Annotated in this window: 19 protein-coding genes; 15 read left to right on the top strand and 4 right to left on the bottom strand. The window is 48.9% G+C overall.

The window, feature by feature from the left end; genetic code table 11:
- Positions 1-965: tartrate dehydrogenase (locus Q0499_RS18265; RefSeq protein WP_299202462.1), on the bottom strand; the 965-nt coding region annotated here is incomplete at its 3' end.
- Between the two features lie 108 nt (positions 966-1,073).
- Here Q0499_RS18265 and Q0499_RS18260 point away from each other — a divergent pair.
- The 3 genes from Q0499_RS18260 (at position 1,074) to Q0499_RS18250 (ending at position 4,556) form a co-directional block, all read left to right on the top strand.
- On the top strand, positions 1,074-1,970 hold the full coding sequence (locus Q0499_RS18260) for a LysR substrate-binding domain-containing protein (protein ID WP_299202459.1): 897 nt from the start codon (positions 1,074-1,076) through the stop codon (positions 1,968-1,970).
- A gap of 184 nt (positions 1,971-2,154) precedes the next feature.
- On the top strand, positions 2,155-2,955 hold the full coding sequence (locus tag Q0499_RS18255; protein ID WP_299202456.1) for a DUF1338 domain-containing protein: 801 nt from the start codon (positions 2,155-2,157) through the stop codon (positions 2,953-2,955).
- A gap of 278 nt (positions 2,956-3,233) precedes the next feature.
- Positions 3,234-4,556 (top strand): FAD-binding oxidoreductase, encoded by a 1,323-nt coding sequence (locus tag Q0499_RS18250; protein WP_299202453.1) that lies wholly within the window; start codon positions 3,234-3,236, stop codon positions 4,554-4,556.
- Between the two features lie 11 nt (positions 4,557-4,567).
- On the opposite strand, the gene Q0499_RS18245 is transcribed toward Q0499_RS18250, so the two are convergent.
- A complete protein-coding gene (locus tag Q0499_RS18245; RefSeq protein WP_299202451.1) occupies positions 4,568-5,431 on the bottom strand; it encodes a LysR family transcriptional regulator in 864 nt (287 codons plus the stop codon).
- 165 nt (positions 5,432-5,596) lie between these two features.
- On the opposite strand from Q0499_RS18245, the gene Q0499_RS18240 reads away from it, so the two are divergent.
- Positions 5,597-7,141: an aldehyde dehydrogenase family protein gene (locus Q0499_RS18240; protein ID WP_299202448.1), complete on the top strand. Its 1,545-nt coding sequence runs from the start codon at positions 5,597-5,599 to the stop codon at positions 7,139-7,141.
- A 147-nt stretch (positions 7,142-7,288) separates the two neighbouring features.
- Here the strand turns inward: Q0499_RS18240 and Q0499_RS18235 are convergent, their stop codons facing one another.
- Both Q0499_RS18235 and Q0499_RS18230 read right to left on the bottom strand, forming a co-directional pair.
- The gene (locus Q0499_RS18235) at positions 7,289-8,617 is read right to left on the bottom strand and encodes an AarF/ABC1/UbiB kinase family protein (RefSeq protein ID WP_299202445.1); all 1,329 of its coding nucleotides are present in this window, start codon (positions 8,615-8,617) and stop codon (positions 7,289-7,291) included.
- Positions 8,610-9,191, bottom strand: coding sequence for a glutathione peroxidase (locus Q0499_RS18230; RefSeq protein WP_299202442.1), 582 nt, complete (start codon positions 9,189-9,191; stop codon positions 8,610-8,612). The genes Q0499_RS18235 and Q0499_RS18230 overlap by 8 nt, the downstream gene beginning before the upstream one ends.
- Positions 9,192-9,427: 236 nt before the next feature.
- On the opposite strand from Q0499_RS18230, the gene Q0499_RS18225 reads away from it, so the two are divergent.
- The 11 genes from Q0499_RS18225 (at position 9,428) to Q0499_RS18175 (ending at position 18,339) form a co-directional block, all read left to right on the top strand.
- Positions 9,428-9,901: a cytochrome c gene (locus Q0499_RS18225; RefSeq protein ID WP_299202439.1), complete on the top strand. Its 474-nt coding sequence runs from the start codon at positions 9,428-9,430 to the stop codon at positions 9,899-9,901.
- A gap of 77 nt (positions 9,902-9,978) precedes the next feature.
- Positions 9,979-10,632, top strand: coding sequence for a cytochrome b/b6 domain-containing protein (locus Q0499_RS18220; RefSeq protein ID WP_299202435.1), 654 nt, complete (start codon positions 9,979-9,981; stop codon positions 10,630-10,632).
- A gap of 346 nt (positions 10,633-10,978) precedes the next feature.
- Entirely contained in the window at positions 10,979-11,176 is a 198-nt protein-coding gene (locus Q0499_RS18215; RefSeq protein WP_299202432.1) for a hypothetical protein, read from the top strand.
- Between the two features lie 137 nt (positions 11,177-11,313).
- The gene (locus Q0499_RS18210) at positions 11,314-11,517 is read left to right on the top strand and encodes a hypothetical protein (protein WP_363317833.1); all 204 of its coding nucleotides are present in this window, start codon (positions 11,314-11,316) and stop codon (positions 11,515-11,517) included.
- A 209-nt stretch (positions 11,518-11,726) separates the two neighbouring features.
- Positions 11,727-14,522 carry a monovalent cation/H+ antiporter subunit A gene (locus tag Q0499_RS18205; protein WP_299202430.1) on the top strand — a complete coding sequence of 932 codons (2,796 nt, stop codon included), beginning with the start codon at positions 11,727-11,729 and terminating at the stop codon, positions 14,520-14,522.
- The gene (locus Q0499_RS18200) at positions 14,522-14,887 is read left to right on the top strand and encodes a Na+/H+ antiporter subunit C (RefSeq protein WP_299202428.1); all 366 of its coding nucleotides are present in this window, start codon (positions 14,522-14,524) and stop codon (positions 14,885-14,887) included. The genes Q0499_RS18205 and Q0499_RS18200 overlap by 1 nt, the downstream gene beginning before the upstream one ends.
- A complete protein-coding gene (locus Q0499_RS18195) occupies positions 14,887-16,395 on the top strand; it encodes a monovalent cation/H+ antiporter subunit D (RefSeq protein ID WP_299202426.1) in 1,509 nt (502 codons plus the stop codon). The genes Q0499_RS18200 and Q0499_RS18195 overlap by 1 nt, the downstream gene beginning before the upstream one ends.
- Positions 16,395-16,898, top strand: coding sequence for a Na+/H+ antiporter subunit E (locus tag Q0499_RS18190; RefSeq protein ID WP_299202423.1), 504 nt, complete (start codon positions 16,395-16,397; stop codon positions 16,896-16,898). The genes Q0499_RS18195 and Q0499_RS18190 overlap by 1 nt, the downstream gene beginning before the upstream one ends.
- Positions 16,892-17,161, top strand: coding sequence for a K+/H+ antiporter subunit F (locus Q0499_RS18185; RefSeq protein WP_299202420.1), 270 nt, complete (start codon positions 16,892-16,894; stop codon positions 17,159-17,161). Before Q0499_RS18190 ends, Q0499_RS18185 begins: the two co-directional genes overlap by 7 nt.
- Before the next feature lie 45 nt (positions 17,162-17,206).
- The gene (locus Q0499_RS18180; protein WP_299202417.1) at positions 17,207-17,563 is read left to right on the top strand and encodes a Na+/H+ antiporter subunit G; all 357 of its coding nucleotides are present in this window, start codon (positions 17,207-17,209) and stop codon (positions 17,561-17,563) included.
- 425 nt (positions 17,564-17,988) lie between these two features.
- Positions 17,989-18,339, top strand: coding sequence for a DUF3127 domain-containing protein (locus tag Q0499_RS18175; protein WP_299202415.1), 351 nt, complete (start codon positions 17,989-17,991; stop codon positions 18,337-18,339).
- Positions 18,340-18,410 lie beyond the last annotated feature (71 nt).

Here is an 18,410-nt window from a genome sequence, read left to right as displayed (position 1 = left end):
GCCATCGCCTGTATCAGGGTGTCGTGCATCTGCTCAAAGCCCAGATGCTGCATCATCATCGCACCGGCCCAGATGGTGCCGAGTGGGTTAGCGATCCCCTGCCCGGCAATATCCGGCGCCGAACCATGCACCGGTTCGAACATTGACGGAAAGGTTTTTTCCGGGTTGATATTCGCCGACGGCGCGATGGCGATGGTGCCGGTACAGGCAGGTCCCAGATCTGAGAGAATATCGCCAAACAGATTTGATCCCACCACCACATCAAAGTGTTCCGGCATGCGCACAAAGTTAGCCGTGAGAATATCGATATGATACTGATCCACATTTATCTGCGGATAGTCTTTCGCCATCGCTTCGACCCGGCTGTCCCAGTAAGGCATAGAGTGATAGATGCCGTTAGACTTGGTCGCTGAACTCAGGTGTTTAGCCGGCCGGCTCTGAGCCAGGTCAAACGCATACTTGAGAATGCGATCTGTCCCACGACGGGTAAAAATACTCTGCTGAGAAACCACCTCATATTCAGTACCCTCATACTGAATGCCACCCACAGAGGAGTACTCCCCTTCAACGTTTTCCCTGACCACGTAGAAATCGATATCGCCAGGCTGCTTACCCGCCAGCGGACAGGGAACCCCCTCAAACAAACGGACAGGACGCAGGTTAACGTACTGATCAAACGCCCGGCGAATCGGCAACAGCAATCCCCAAAGGGAGATATGATCAGGCACACCAGGAAAGCCCACCGCCCCCAGATAGATCGCATCAAACCCTTTCAGCTGCTCCAGACCATCTTCAGGCATCATCCGCCCGGTGCGATGATAGGTTTCACAGGACCAGTCAAACTCTGTCCAGTTAAACTCCACCCCATGTTTACGCCCTGCCGCTTCGAGTATCTGCATCCCGACAGGGATAACCTCTTTACCGATACCATCACCGGGAATCACCGCAATCTTTACTTTGTTCATCGTCGTACTCACTTGAAAAAGAGATCTTTTCGAATTCGGAAATAACCATCTTATTCGATATGATACGTAGATTAAAAAGCCATAGTGTAAAGACAAGGATCACAAAACGTGAATCAACTTCCTCCCCTTAACGATATACAGGTGTTCGTAGTCGCTGCCCGATTGCAAGGCTTCAGTAGTGCGGCCGACAGCCTGGATGTCTCGCCGGCATATATCAGCAAACGGATCAACCTGCTGGAGAAGCATCTGGGCGTGCGTCTGTTTATTCGCAACGCCCGGCAGGTGATACTGAGCCCCGAAGGTAAAATCGCCCTGGAGTGGTCAGAACGTCTACTGGAAACCATGGAGCAGATGACAGCCGAAATTGTCAACGAACAGCAGATACCCAAAGGTAAACTAAGAATTGTCACCAGTAGCGGATTTGGTAGCCATTTTATCGCACCGGTGGTGTCCCGCTTTAGCCAGCAGTATCCGCAACTGGAGATTGATCTGGAGCTGCTGGACCGTCCTGTGGACCTGATTTCAGAGGGCTTTGATATTGAACTGAGGGTCGGTGGCGAACTGCCTCAACAGATGATCGCCAAACGCCTGTGTGAAAACCAGCGAATTCTCTGCGCCGCGCCAGGCTATCTGGAAGAACATGGAACCCCGCAACAACTGGCGGAACTAAACCGTCATCGCTGCATCGGTATCAGGGAACGGGACCATAGCTATGGACACTGGCGCTTAGCGAATAGATCCGGCAAAAAAAGTATTAAACTGGCCGCACCGCTGACCACCAATAACGGCAGCGTAGCCAAACAGTGGTGCCTCGATGGCCGGGGCATCATGCTCAGATCGTTTTGGAATATCCGTCAGGAACTGCAAAACGGCAGCCTTATTCGCATCCTTCCGGACTATAGCCAGCAAGCTGATATCCACGCAATCTATCCATCACGGCTGGAGACCTCGGCAAAACTGAAAGTGTTTGTCACCCTGCTGGAAGCAGCGCTGAAAAAGGTTTAAACAGCATCGTCTATAGGTTGAGTGTATAGCCCATATCAAAAAGCGATATTGTACTTATATCAGGCAAGCCAATAAGTTTGTTTCTATGCTGACTAAAGAAGGCTGACTAACAAGACTGAATAAACAGTGCTGATATCGCGCAGTCTATGCGCCAGCCCACTGAACATCTGATTGGGTATGAGAGATGAACTACGAAACCTTTTTTGCAATGCTCTGGCAGGACTATATCGAGATCGCACCACAGGCACAGAAAATCCACGACCTGTTCACCGGCCTGGGGGAAACCGTGATCAATGATCATGTGGCATTCAGAACCTTCTCCGACTCAGCCATTGATCTGGAGCATCTGCAGTCGGTGATTCTGGCAATGGGTTACACCCTGCAGGAACATTACACTTTTGAACAAAAGAAACTGATTGCCCGAAGCTATTCCCACCCGGACCCGGATGTCCCCCGTATCTTTGTCAGTGAGCTGATGCGCCACCTTCTGAGTGAAAAGAGTCAGCGTATTCTTCAATCGGTTGTGGCCCAGATCGATCCCGGCGCAGTTGATGGCCCGGAAATATTTGCCCGAGGAAGGCTGTGGCAGCCGATCACCGCAGCTGATTACGATACCCTGTCAGACGAAAGCGAATACGCCGCCTGGCTGGTAAGTATGGGACTGAGGGTTAATCACTTTACCGTCAGTCTGAATCACTTACAGTCGCTGACAGATATGCAGCAGGTGATTGATCTGCTGCAACAACACCAGTTTCCGATCAATCAGGCAGGCGGGGCTATAAAAGGGCTGCCAACAGACCTTCTGGTGCAATCGTCCACCATGGCAGACCAGACAGAGATGACCTTTAGTTGCGGTCAGACACGCACGGTCCCTACCTGTTTTTATGAATTTGCCATGCGCTATAAAAACGCCGATGGCCAACTATTTGATGGCTTTATCGCCAATAATGCTGACAAAATCTTCGAATCGACCCATCGCAGCTGAGAAGATCGTAGCTAAGAGCATCGCAACTGAGAGACCGGGCCAGACCGATTATTGCGGGCGGCATCCATTATCTTGCCATAGCCCACACCTATATGGGAGCTATGAAAACAGTATTTCTGCAGCGTCTGAGCCGGGAATATGATCGTGATGATACGCACGTTAATCACTGCATCAACCTTGATTGATCCTCTTCCCGCTTCATCACACGTCAGAATGTGTCCGGGAACGAATCAGATGATCGTTAAGCTGAAGAGTACGATTTGAATGGAGGTCCGGCCATGAACAGTCATCACATAATTCGTCACACACCTCCTGACTCGTTGTGGGCAGCAAGTGCCAGTCCGGCTCCTGAAACAGCCCCGCTTCAGGGACAACAAAGCGCATCAGTGGTGATTATTGGCGGCGGCTACACCGGCCTTTCAACAGCCCTTCATCTGGCTGAAAAAGGGGTTAATGTGATTGTCCTTGAGGCGCAAGAGATCGGCTTCGGCGGATCTGGTCGCAATGTGGGGTTGGTGAATGCCGGTTTGTGGGTAAGCCCTGATGAGGTTGAAGCGACCTTAGGCTCTACCTGCGGCCAGCGACTCAATACGCAGTTAGCGGCGGCACCCGATCTAGTTTTTTCACTGATAGAACGCTTCGGCATTGAGTGTGAAGCGGTGCGTAATGGCACCCTACATCTGTCTCATTCAGGATTGGGGGACCGTGCTTTAATCACAAGAGCACAGCAGTTGCAGCAACGGGGAGCCCCGGTAGAGCTAAAAGACCCGGCAACCACCGCCCGACTGACCGGCACAAGCGCCTACAGGAGCTCACTGTTTGACCCTCGCGCAGGGACGATTCAACCCCTCAGCTATGCTCGGGGTCTGGCACAGGCAGCACAATCACTGGGCGCCAGAATCTATACCGGTTCCGCGGTTACCGCACTCAGCAATACCGCTTCCGGCGACTGGAACGTCGACACCGCGAACGGTACTGTAATGGCCAATCAGGTGGTTATCGCCACCAATGCCTACAGTGAACACCTGCATAAAACGCTGCAGCAATCCTTTATCCCGCTCTATTACTTCCAGTATGCAACCCATCCACTGGAACCAGAACAATTGAAAACGATTCTGCCGGAAAAGCACGGCTGCTGGGACACCCGGCAGGTGATGTCATCGATCCGTTTGGACCGATCCGGGCGGCTGATCATTGGCAGTATCGGTAAGGTCGAAAATACAGGAAACAACTTTTTACAGCGGTGGGCCAGCCATCAGCTATCCAAACTGTTTCCGGATCTCTTCAGTCGATCAGAAATGAGTAACAGCAACGATGTCTGGAGCCATGGCTGGTCCGGCCGAATCGCCTTTTCAAATGACCATCTGCCACACCTTCACAGCCTTGCGCCGGGTCTGACCGCCTGTATTGGATACAGCGGTCGGGGTATCGGCCCTGGCACAATGGTGGGCAGATCACTGGCGGACCATCTGACAGGGATGCCACTGGACGAGATGTTCATACCGGTCACGCAACTAAAACCGATCACTGCCCGGCGCACCCGGGAACAGTACTTTGCCCGGGGGGCAGACCTTTATCACCTGTATCAGCGCATCATTTAAGCATCACCGGATTAGCTGTCTAACTGCCCGGCCAACTCTTCGACGAGTTCCAACTTAACACTCTCAATCACTGACAGTAGCAGCGGCGGTAACGGTTTATTGCGGGCGTAGGCCAGACCAACCACCCGCTCCAGCTGCAAGCCGTTGACCTCACGAATAATGATATCCTTTCTGCCATCGGTGGATTGTTTCGGCACCACCGACACCCCCAGACCCGCCGCCACCATATCCAGGGCATACTCTTCGGTGCGCACGGTCGCCTTAGTGTTCAGAATAATCCCGCGCTTTTGCAGCAGAAACTTCCAGGCATCATTAAAATCACACCGCCGTCGGCTGATGTAAGGCAGGTTATTCAACAGTTCAAAATCGATTGAGTCGTGGATCTCCAATGGATGTCCTTTGGGCAGAGCCAGAACATAGCGGTCGGTCCATAACTTATGAAAGGCTTCGTCAGGCTCAACAATGCTGCTGGAGACGATACGCAGATCAGACGCTTCTGCGATATCCACCAGCGTCAGGTCCAGCCCCGGAATCTCCCGAAACAGCGCTTTAATCACCCGTCCGATCAGTTTACCCGACAGAAATGGCATCAGGCCGAGTCGTACCGGCAGAAACTCAGGTTTATCCTGAAACTGCAGCTTAATCGACTGAATGTCCCCCAGCACTTTACGAGCATCAGGGTAAAGACGGGTGCCTTCCGGGGTGGGCGTCACCCCTTTTGAGTGGCGCACAAACAGCGCACAGTCCAGCTCAGATTCCAGTTGCTGAATAGCCGCGGAGATAGAGGGCTGCGCCACGAAACAGCGCTTCGATGCAGCACTCAGACTCAGTTCTTCATACACAGCGACGAAGTAACGTAGTGAACGAAAATCCATAACAGTCTCAAATAGTCACACTCTCGAAGCTAATAGAATAGCCTATAGACATTAATAAGCGATATAGCTTTTGACGATACCCCCTCCAGATATTTAGTATTTTTTTATACCGCTCCTGACAGCTAAGCTTGGATGGTCGAATAATCGCTTTTATAAGGGCTTACTATGAACATGACTTTTCTCGAAAATCTGGGCCTTACATCGCTCAAATCAGAAAACGTCTATTACAGCGTAATAGGCAACAACCTGAGTGAAACCGGCAAAGGGCATGAGTTTTCAGTGAATTCACCCATCAATGGGATGGCAGTAGCCCGCTTCAGAAATGCCACCCCAGCCCAGCTTGAAGCGGTTATTCAAAACGCAGAAGAAGCCTTCAAACAGCTACGCACCACGCCTGCGCCCCTGCGGGGTGAGCTGGTCCGGCGTATCGGTAACTTTGCCCGGAAACACAAAGAGGACCTGGCTAAGGTCATCACCCTGGAATCCGGCAAGATCATGCCTGAAGCCCTGGGTGAGGTTCAGGAATGGATCGATGTCTGTGACTTTGCCGTGGGTCTGTCCCGTCAGTTGCACGGTAAAACCATCGTCAGTGAGCGCCCCGGCCACCGGATGATGGAACAGTGGCAGCCCCTGGGGCCTGTTGCTGTGATTACCGCGTTCAACTTCCCTATGGCTGTCTGGGCCTGGAACACCATGATCGGCCTGGTGTGCGGTGATTCAATGGTGCTGAAACCGTCCGAGAAAGCCCCGCTCTGTGCCCTCGCCTGTCAGTCAATTGTAGAGAAAGCACTGGCGACGATGCCGGAGATGCCAAAGGGTATTACCAGCGTCATCATCGGCGACCGTAATATTGGTGAGCTGATCGCTCAGGACACGCGTTTCCCTCTGGTATCAGCCACCGGTTCAACGGTAATGGGCCGCAGTGTGGGTCAGACCGTTGGCGCACGTCTGGGCCGCTCGTTGCTGGAGCTGGGCGGCAACAACGCCATGATCGTCTCGGACACCGCTGATCTGGATCTGGCCCTGCGGGCCATTGTGTTCTCTGCAGCCGGTACCGCTGGCCAGCGTTGTACGACATTGCGCCGCCTGATCACCCATAAGTCAATCAAGGACGACCTGGTTGAGCGTCTCAAAAAATCCTATGCCTCGCTGCCCATCGGCGATCCAAGCATAGACGGATCTCTGGTCGGCCCGCTGATCGACAAACACAGCTTTGATACGATGCAAAATGCACTGAGCGCAGCCATTGCACAGGGGGGTGAAATTCTCTTCGGTGGCGAGCGTGTAACGGACGGAGTGCCCGATGGCGGCTACTATGTTCGCCCGGCAATTGTCAGTATCGCCCACGACGCCAAAGTGGTTCACGAAGAGACCTTCGCGCCCATCCTCTATGTGCTGACCTACACTGATCTGGACGAAGCGATTGAGATTCAGAACGAAGTGCCTCAGGGGCTGTCATCGGCAATCTTTACTGAAAGCATGCGTGAAGCAGAAACGTTCATGTCAGCTGCGGGTTCTGACTGCGGTATCGCCAACGTCAACATCGGCACATCCGGTGCCGAGATCGGCGGTGCCTTCGGCGGTGAGAAAGAGACCGGCGGCGGTCGGGAATCCGGCTCTGATGCCTGGAAGGCCTATATGCGCCGTACTACCAATACTATCAACTTCGGTGGTGAGTTGCCTTTGGCTCAGGGTATCGTGTTCGAATAAGCCCGGTAACCTTAAGCAAATTTGCTGATAACCTGCCCCAAACCGGGCAGGTTCTATCGCCCACAATAGCTACCGGGGTTTCTCACACCCAGGAAAAACACCTGACAGACCGGTGGATTCGCTATAGATAGCCGTTATAGCTGATTATTAGAAATAGTCCGATACTATCTTTTTGATATTCACCCGGGCGCTAAAGCGGTTGGCAATAAGATATAAACCCGCCATTTTTCGATGCAAAAACAGTACGTCCGGGGGCGGCGTGTGCCAGGCGTCAGGATCGCCACTAACGGCTAACCCTTTGTCGCGTATTTTGTCCGCCAGCTGGCTTTGCGCAAAATCATATTCGCCATCAAAGCGCATCGGTTCAGTTGCCAGAATAAAGATATCCAGCACCACATCTGCATTCTTAACGTCCCGGCTCTTATTGAAAAAACCTAACGCTTCCAATGCCTGATGCAGTTGCGGCTTATCCATTAACACGGCGGCCTTTAAGGCAGCTTTGTAGCGGCATACAAAATCGGGACAAAAATCACGGGTTGCGCCGAAGTCCAACAAGCCCAATTTTTTGCTCTGCTCGACATAAAGATAGTTAGCCAGGTTCGGGTCGGTCTGGACACAGTGATAGGTAAAAAATTCGGCAAAAAACAACTCCATTAACAACGTCACCACCCGGTTACGCTCGTCCTGCGGGGCAGATGCCAGTTTATCTAATGGCTGCCCCGGCATATATGACATACAGAGAATATCATCGGTGGAAATATCGCCATAAAACGCTGGAAGCAGAAGTTGATCCCGCTGTTTAAAAGTACTTAAGTTATCCGTGTACTGGCAGATATTCAGCCCTTCACGGCAGTAATCAGCCTCCCGCTTTAGCTGGATCCGCGCTTCATCAACCAACGGAGTGATATCGAGATCACGGGGAATCAGCCCGCTCATGCGCAACAAACCAAAGACATTATCCAGATCACTATCAATACTCTGTTTAACGCCAGGGTACTGGATCTTGATTGCCATCTCCCGCTGATCAACCGTTACCCCCCGGTGCACCTGGCCGATAGACGCGGCAGCGATTGGGTTGAAGCTAAAACGTTTAAACTGGTTCTGCCACTGATCTCCCCAATTACGCTCCAACACTTCCAACAGTTGCGTCGCAGGCATGGTTACAGCATCAGATCGCAAGCGTTCCAGGATCACCGCCATATCCCTGGGGAGAAGACTGCCAGAATCCATTGATAGCAGTTGCCCCGCTTTCATGGCGGCCCCGCGCATAGTGGCAAGCTTATCCGCCAGGTGTGACAGATTTTTCTCCGTCACTAACAGATCTCGAATGACAGGTCTGCGCCCCTGCACCAGTTGCTTACCCCCGTCAGCTAACATATTTCCCGCTACACGACCGGCTAGTGAGCCTAACTGACTTAACCGGGAGATACGTGATTTCGGAACAGCGACAGATTTTCTGCTGGACAGATCATCCATGGGGAAGATTCGCCTTAATCTTCTCAATTAACAGCGGGTTCGACGGTTTTACCTGACTTTTAAAGCTGTCAATCAACTCCCCCTCTGGCGAAATGAGATACTTATGAAAGTTCCAACCCGGATACTCACCACCGGCTTGCTCAGCCAATGCCCGGAAGAACGGGTGTGCATTTGCTTTTCCGGCATGAACCTTCTCAAACATTGGAAACTCTACGTTATAGGTGACCCGGCAGAAATCCAGAATCTGCTGCTCACTGCCGGGTTCCTGGCCGGCAAAGTCATTTGAGGGGAAACCCAGGACAACCAAACCCGCGGCAGCATAATCCCGATAGAGTTTTTCTAACCCATCATACTGAGGCGTATAGGCGCACTTACTGGCCGTATTCACCACCAGTAAAAGTTTACCCCGGTAGTGCTCGCACAGATTCTCACGGGTCTCTTTACCCAGCCGCTTAAATTCATAATTGAGGATATCCGGACAGTGTGACGGGGCTTCAGTTTCAGCAAACACCGGGCGAAACAACATTGATATAGCGAAAGCCAGAGTGACTGAAAAGGAGATCAACACGTTCATTGCAAGTTTCCTTAGATTATTTTGAATGCTATACGCGGTTAACGCTGAACCAGACCTGTTTTACCCCATTAAATGAGGCTTGCGACTGCATTAGATAAACCAATAATGGCCTGAAAGGCCCTACCACTAAAAAGCTTTACATAACTTTACATTCAACCTACCAACATTAGCTCTTCCTTATGTATCAGAGAGTGATACCATGAAAAATTATTTAATCAGACCAGGAGTGTCGAAAAATGAAAATGGTTATTAAAGCAGCAATATGCGCAACGGTATTCGCGACAGTTTCTGCACCAGCAATGGCAGCAGACTACCCATTTGCAGATGAGATAGAAGCCCGTCAGGGCTATTTCCAAGTGCTTAAGTTTAATATCGGCGTGCTGGGTGCGATGGCTAAAGGTAAGCGTGATTACGATGCTGAATTAGCTCAGACGATGGCAAATAACCTTAAAAATGCATCATTAATGAACAACCAGATGATGTGGCCAAAAGGCTCTGATATGGACGCAGAAGGGTTATCTGGCAAAACTAAAGCGAAAGCAGCGATTTGGCAGGAAGGTTCTGAGATTGGTCAGATGAACAAGGACTTTGCCGCCGCTGCTGACACAATGGCAGCCAATGCGGGTCAGGGCATTGATGCTCTGCGCGAAGCGATTGGTCCGTTAGGTAAGTCATGTAAATCATGCCACGAGAAGTATCGCGCTAAATAAAAGATTCACCGGTAGCCTTGTTATCAAATAAGGCTACCCTTACCCCAATCATCAATCACATAAGGAGTATCTAATTGATGGTTAAGATTTGGGATCTGCCTACCCGAATTTTTCACTGGCTACTGGTTTCACTGGTTCTGTTCCTGATTTATAGCGGTAGCTGGGATGACGGCCTGATGCAGTGGCATTTTTATAGTGGTTATCTTCTGTCGGGGTTGCTTCTGTTTCGTATCCTGTGGGGCGTTGCAGGTACCCGCTATGCCCGTTTCTGCTCTTTTGTACTATCCCCGTTCAAAGGATTCAGTTACCTGAAGTCTGTCGCTAAAGGCAATCCGGAGCACTTTTATGGCCATAACCCTGCTGGGTCGATAATGGTTGTGATGCTGATCCTGCTACTGATATTGCAAGCGACCTCTGGACTGGTCACCTCCGATGAAGTGTTATGGGAAGGACCATTTTACGCCAGCGTCAGTGAACAACTGGCAAGCTTAGGCGCAGAAATTCACCACACGGTGCAATTGATACTACAGTGGTTGATTGGATTGCATGTTCTGGGCGTTATCGTTCACAGTATTGTATCAAAAGAGACGTTGGTTGCTTCCATGTTCAGCGGCCGTAAAAAGGATGCTGGAAACGCGATACCAAGAGAGCCGGTCAACCCCATTGCTCTTATCGTTTGTTCAGGCCTCAGTGCTGGCTGGGTATATTATCTGTTTGGTTTACCGGTCTGATAATCAAAAGGTTCATCTGATAATCAATACCTGAATACCAATAGAGATAACGGGCGATTTCACTCTCTGCTGATTCAGGATAAGCAATTTTCAGTATGCAGAAAGCTTTATTGTGCGAATGGAGATTGCTATACAGCCAACCGGCATAATTCACAATAAGATGGTCAGCTGCATTTAACCAACACTGTTTGCTGGATGTTCAGAGGATGACTATCTTACCCTCATGACAGGCATGCTGTATTGAAATGGAATAAAGTATTTATTCTGTTCGATGTCGCACCGAGTGGAGGCAAGTAATCACTTATAGTCTGTTCCTATGGATTAAATCTGACCAGGGTAAATGAGAATGGCTCACATTGAAGAGTTAGAATTATCGGCACATCGCAGCGACATTATCAAAGACGTAAAAGCTTTAATTGAAAAATATCGCACTATTTTTGAGTGGGATGTACCCGATATAGATGAAAAACTGGCGGACAAGTTAATTTTAAACGAAGTTCGTCAGGCACTTGATGATGTCCAGCAAGAGTTACTCGCAAAGTAGTACGTGTAATACGACTCAACTGTACTCTTTCAGATACATTAGTTCAGACTTGACCTGACAGTCGCCATTTCCCGAAGGCGTCTGTCAGATCAGGCTCGAGGCTGTTCAATTTTAGAGACTTATTCGCAAGTTCGTTAATGCTGATTGATACATTGACCAGCGCCAACGCTAAGCATCCGTATGGGATCATTAAGTGCCCGCTTGGTTTTGTAAAAGCACGCTATCGAGGTTTGATGAAAAACGATAGCAATTTAGCTATGTTATTGACTCGATCTGATGCTGAGAGCGTAAGACAAAGCGGTGGTTTGAACTCAGCGATCACGCCTGCCGTCCTTAATTAATTATCAGAATATTTAATTATTCAGCCCGCAGCACTCAAAATCTATGCTTTTAGCCCCAGAGCTGTAAAGTAACTGAGATTTTGTCGTAAAAGCTTTTCTGTTTTTTGACCAAAACAGTACAATGCGTATAGTAACAAAAGCCAAGATATGACTTATAAATCAATCTATTGTTTGTCATGTCACCATTTAAACTGGAGCCATCCCTTCATATGAATCTGCTATGGGTTGTACTATTGCCGCTTATTGGCACATTAGTCCCTTTGTTTACTGAGCGTTTCGGCCGCAATATTTGTACTTTATCCGTTGCAATACTTCCCGCCTGGTCTCTCATACTGGTGCTCATGTTTGCCGGCGATATCTTTGATGGGCAAGAGATTCGCCAATCCATAGCCTGGATCCCCGCTATGGGGCTAGACCTTTCATTTCGGCTCGACGGGCTTTCACTGCTGTTTCTGCTATTGATTCTCGGCATTGGTTTACTGGTAATTTTATATGCACGGTACTATTTATCCGCAAAGGACTCGATGGGGCAGTTCTATGCATACCTGATTCTGTTTATGAGCGCGATGGTTGGTATCGTCACATCAAATAACTTAATTCAGTTATGGATATTCTGGGAACTGACCAGTATCAGCTCATTTCTCCTGATCAGCTTCTGGTCACATAAATCAGAGGCCCGAAAAGGCGCAAGAATGGCTCTGACAGTGACCGGTGCGGGTGGGCTTGCGCTACTCGCAGGGTTATTGCTGATTGGTAACATTGTTGGTAGTTTTGATCTCGACACGGTTTTATCCAGCGGAGATCTGATCCGATCGCACGCTACTTACCCAATAGCATTAACATTAGTCCTGTTAGGCGCATTCACAAAATCAGCACAATTCCCGTTTCATTTTTGGTTACCTCATGCCATGGCAGCACCGACACCCGTCAGTGCCTACCTGCATTCCGCCACGATGGTAAAAGCGGGTATTTTCCTCATGGCGCGTTTTTACCCTGTGCTGGCAGGCACAGATTTATGGTTCATAATTGTAAGTCTGACAGGCTTAATAACCCTGCTGATAGGCGCTTATGTCGCCCTGTTTAAACATGATCTGAAAGGCCTTCTCGCATATTCTACGATCAGTCATCTGGGACTTATTACGCTGCTATTAGGACTTAACTCAGAGCTTGCCGCTGTCGCAGCTATATTCCATATTATCAACCACGCGACCTTTAAAGCCTCGTTATTCATGGCTGCCGGCATTATTGATCATGAGTCTGGCTCACGGGACATGCGTAAACTCAACGGCCTTTGGAAATACATGCCTTATACCGCTACGCTGGCAATGGTAGCGGCTTTATCAATGGCGGGCGTACCACTATTGAATGGCTTTCTGTCAAAGGAGATGTTCTTTTCCGAAACACTTAACCAAAGTACGCTTGGCTCTCTTTCCTGGCTGATTCCTATGCTGGCGACTGTCGGTGCGGCTTTTTCTGTCGCCTACTCATTGCGCTTCATTCATGACGTATTCTTTAACGGTGAACCGATAGATCTGCCTAAAACACCGAAAGAGCCACCTCGTTATATGAAGGTGCCGGTAGAGATTTTGGTAACCCTCTGTTTAGTGGTAGGTATATTCCCGGCTTACGTGGTCGGTGACCTATTGAATGTTGCCTCGTTAGCCGTGCTGAAACACGAGGTCCCCATTTACAGTCTGGCTATATGGCACGGGTTTAATATCCCCTTATTTATGAGTTTTATGGCAATGGTCGGAGGCGCAACAATTTACTACAACCGACGTCACCTGTTTGAATTTCAATCACATTTCGATGAACCTGATGCAAAGCAGATCTTCGAAGGTGTCATTCAATCGATCGTCAGGGGCTCTCAGAAAGTTATAGACACCCTGGAAAATGGTTCCCTGCAACGCTATATCTTTTTGCTGCTGTTATTCACCTTAGTCATGGGGGCATTACCGCTACTCGATCTGACGCAGAATACGGGGTCACGTGCTCAAATCCCACTGGATGGTGTCACCCTGACCGGTGCCCTACTACTGATATTGAGCGCGATCGCGACCGTCATCTGGTATCGGCGACGATTTCTTGCGCTCATATTCCTGTCAGTCGTTGGGTTAATCGTATCACTGGCATTTGCGCAGTTTTCAGCGCCCGACCTGGCACTCACACAGCTTTCTGTCGAGATAGTCACCATTATATTGTTACTTCTGGCACTGTTCTTTTTGCCCCAGAATGCACATAAAGAGTCGACTAACCGGCGTTTAAGCGGGGATTTATTAGTGTCTGGATTATTAGGCTGTGTCATCGGCACTATCTGTTTCGCCATGCTCACAACCCCTTTAAACACCATTTCAGATTTCTTCATCGCGAATAGTAAAACCGGTGGCGGTGGCACCAATGTGGTGAATGTCATTCTGGTCGATTTCAGAGGCTTTGACACACTTGGAGAGATCACTGTCTTGGGTATTGCCGCACTAGGTGTTTTCAAACTCATTGCCAAAATGCGAATCTTCATGCCGACACGCGATGATAAAGGACGTGCCTGGAGTAACGACCCTCACCCTATGATGCTGGAGATGGTGTCACAAAGTCTTCTTCCCTTAGCGCTGTTAGTTTCTGTTTATATTTTCTTACGGGGACATAACGTACCTGGCGGCGGATTTATCGCTGGTCTGATTACATCTGTAGCGATTATTCAGCAATATATTGCCCACGGTGTAATGTGGATAAAACCGCGGATCAATATTGATTATCAGTGGCTCATAGCAGGCGGCATATTAATCGCGACTGCGACCGGATTAGGCAGCTGGATCTTTGACAGACCCTTCCTGAGTAGCTGGTTTGACTATTTCGACCTGCCCTGGATTGGTAAATTCGAGCTTGCCAGCGCCATGCTGTTTGACTTAGGCGTTTACTTAACCGTTGTAGGTGCGGTAATGCTCATACTGGCTAACCTGGGCAAGCTAACCACCAGCGAACGCATACATATTAAGGAGAACGATTAATGGAAGCGATTTATGCGTTCTGTGTCGGCATACTAACCACCTGTGGTTTTTTTCTCGTGCTAAGAGGACGGACATTCACCGTTGTCATAGGACTAACCCTGTTATCTTATGCCGTTAACCTGTTTCTATTTGCCAGTGGTCGTCTAAAGCTCGATAGTGCTGCGGTACTGGGTCAGTCAGCTGAGTACAGCGACCCATTGCCCCAGGCATTAGTACTAACCGCCATCGTCATTGGTTTTGCCATGACAGCATTTGTAGTGATATTAGCCATGCGTTCACGGGCAGATCAGGGCAATGACCATGTCGATGGTCAAATTCGGCTGCCACTCAATCAGACCCATATATCCGATAAGAGGAATGGTTAATGCAACATCTACCTATTCTTCCCATTTTAATACCCATGCTGGCGGCAGTATTGATGTTACTTCCACCGCTAAGCAACTCGATCTCCCGACATCGTATTTTTGCGGTTTTGGTGATGATTGTTCTTATCATTGCCTCTACCTGGCTTCTACTCACCAGCCATCAGCAAGGCACGCAACTGTACATACTGGGTGGCTGGGAACCTCCTTTTGGCATCGCCTTAGTCGCCGATAGATTATCAACCATGATGGTGCTATTGACCTCGGTACTTGGATTAGCCGCTCAGCTTTATGCCTGCGCCGGTGATGACAACGATGGCATGTATTTTCACCCACTCTTTATGTTTCAGATCATGGGGGTTAATGGTGCGTTTCTGACAGGGGATATATTCAATCTATTCGTCTTTTTTGAAGTGCTGCTCATCGCTTCCTATGCCCTGTTAATACATGGCGGTGGTAAACAGAAAACTAAAGCAACGGTACACTATGTGATTCTGAACCTGGTTGGCTCGAGTATTTTCCTGTTTGCGCTGGGTATTCTCTATGGCACCTTCGGTTCGCTGAATATCGAAGACATGGCGAATAAAGTGACGTTATTAGGCGAACAGGAACAAGCTTTAGCGAAGGCAGGTGGCTTGTTATTACTGGTCGTGTTTGGGCTAAAAGCAGCCTTGTTGCCGCTGCACTTCTGGCTGCCTAATACCTACGCTGCAGCCAGTGCTCCCGTTGCAGCACTATTCGCCATTATGACCAAAGTCGGTGTGTACAGTATTTTACGGGTACACACGACTATCTTCGGTGAAGATGCCGGCGCACTCGCCAGCATAATCATTCCCTGGCTGTGGCCCTTAGCACTGATAACCCTGATCATGGGAGCAATCGGTGTACTTGCCAGCCCAAGTTTAAGATTAACCGCTGCTAATCTGGTGATCGTCTCGGTCGGAACGCTGATGCTGGCGACCGCGATGCAACGTGAAGCCGCCACTTCAGCAGCGCTATATTACATAATACATTCGACCCTGATTACAGGGGCACTATTCCTGATAGCGGACCTCATTAGTAAACAACGGGGTAAGGCTGAAGATCGCTATGTCAGCGCACGCAAAATGCATCACGGAAAGGTCATTGGGATTACCTTCTTCATTGCAGCACTTACGGTAGTAGGTATGCCGCCATTTTCAGGATTTGTCGGCAAAATACTCATATTACAAGCAGCCCGGGGCATGAGTGAGATGGTTTGGGTATGGCCTGTTCTATTGATTGCAGGGCTGGCATGTTTGATAGCAATCTCCCGTGCGGGTACCACTCTTTTCTGGCGTTCTTCGGGAAAAAGCAGCAATGATGTACCGATTTCCCGACTCAAGCTTATTGCTGTTGCCTTATTACTCAGTGCATCACCACTGTTAGTCATGTTTGGAGGCCCCATCACAGATTTTACAAATCTTGCCGCAGCTCAACTACATGATGAAGGTCAGTCAGTTTATGCGATGCTTCCAGAAGGGGATAAATAATGAAAACTAAACCGCGTTTTCGCTTATTACCCATGCCTCTGCACTCACTTATATTATTTGTCGTCTGGCTCTTACTCAACAATACCGTAGCGCCGGGCCACATAGTCTTAGGTGGTTTTTTAGCGCTGACTATTCCTCTACTGACATCGGGTATGCAAAACACACAACCCGGTTTTCGCAAACCATTAGCAACCTTACGCTATGTTTTAATGGTTATCGGAGACATCATTGTGGCTAATTTTGAGGTAGCAATGCTGGTACTGGGTTCATCTAAAAAACTGAGCCCGGCCTTCATCGCGGTTCCGCTGAACATCGAACATGAGCTTCCGATCACCATTCTTGCCAGCACTGTCTCTTTAACCCCAGGCACTGTCAGCGCAGAGATCTCCGCAGACAAGAAATGGCTCTATGTACATGTCCTTAATCTGACCGATAAAGATGAACTTATCGCCTCAATCAAACAGCGTTATGAGCAACCGCTTATGGAGATATTCGAATGCTAAGTACTGCAATACTCATTGTCAGCGTACTGGTTTGTGTATCGTTGGCCCTTAATTTATGGCGGTTGCTTAAAGGCCCCAGCAGGCCTGACCGTATTCTGGCCCTGGACACTATGTACATTAACAGTATTGCGCTGATCATATTGTTTGGTATCTCTTCAAGCACCTCACTTTATTTTGAGGCCGCTCTGTTAATTGCCATGCTTGGATTCGTCAGCACAGCAGCAATGTGCAAGTACATTTTACGCGGCGATCTGATCGAGTAAGCGGCCACGTAAATACCTTATAATGAGAAGAGTTAGAACGAAATTATGGAATTTTGGATTGAGTTAGTCGTATCAGTATTTCTAGTCGCCGGGGGGATATTCGTCTTGATTGGTTCTATCGGCCTTGCAAAGCTTCCCGACTTTTACACCCGTCTACACGGCCCAACTAAAGCAACAACGCTGGGTATGGGCTGCCTGCTGATAGCCTCGATGATCCTTGCCACCTATCAGCAGGGATATTTAAGCGTACATGAACTGCTCATCACCCTGTTTCTGCTCATTACAGCGCCTGTAACCGCCCATATGCTGGCTAAAACAGCGATGCACCATGAACTGGAAATACTGGATAGAACGTCCGGTAAAGAACTTTCAAAGCGCGCCCGAGAGCGCATGAATCCATAGTTGATCGGCTAATTTACCAACCTGTCCCTGTTGCTCGTTCACTGACGACGGGCAACATCCTTTCTCAAGTATTAACCCCCAACAATACCCAGCTAAGTTACGACTCAAGTTTTACTTTTGCAGTATCCTCTAAATAAGTTTAAACGTCGCAAGCACAGCGTAAAACAAAAGTATCTGCTGTCTTCCTGCTGATGTGTGGTCGGTGTTTGAAGCTTTTCCCCGGTTTGAGAAAACCACATGACTCACAGATGTATACCCGCTTATATCAATAGTCCTGCCGATGAATGGTTCTAACCATGAAGGAAAAGATAACGATGAATGATTACGACACTATATTCAGTGGTTATTTCAATGGGTAATGTTGCATGTTTTCTGGTTTAATTAGTCGCCAGAAGATAGCCCTTAACAGAAGGATACAGGTAATAATGGCTTACGAATTGTCAGGAAAAGTTAAAGTGATTCAGGATACTCAAACGTTCAACAGCGGCTTCACGAAAAGAGAAATGGTGGTAACCGTCGAGGATGGTAAATATCCCCAGGACATTAGCCTTGAGTTTGTTCAGGATAAGGTGAGTTTGCTTGATTCTCTGGATGTCGGACAAAACGTCACTGTTACCTTCGATATTCGTGGCCGGGAATATAACGGTCGTTATTTCAATAACCTTCAGGCCTGGAAAGTTCAGACAGAAACCTCAGCAGGCAATCATTCAGATCACCACACCTCTTACGATCAAAGTATGCCTGAGACCACCTTCGATGATGACGTTCCCTTCTGAGAAACACCTTAGAGGTTTTTGTTAAGAATATCGAGTTGGGCCGCGCATAGCGCGGCTTTTCTTGTTTTTGT

Origin of the sequence: uncultured Amphritea sp. (assembly GCF_937127095.1) — a bacterium.
Lineage (GTDB): Bacteria > Pseudomonadota > Gammaproteobacteria > Pseudomonadales > Balneatricaceae > Amphritea.
This window is presented reverse-complemented; position numbering and strand designations above follow the sequence as displayed.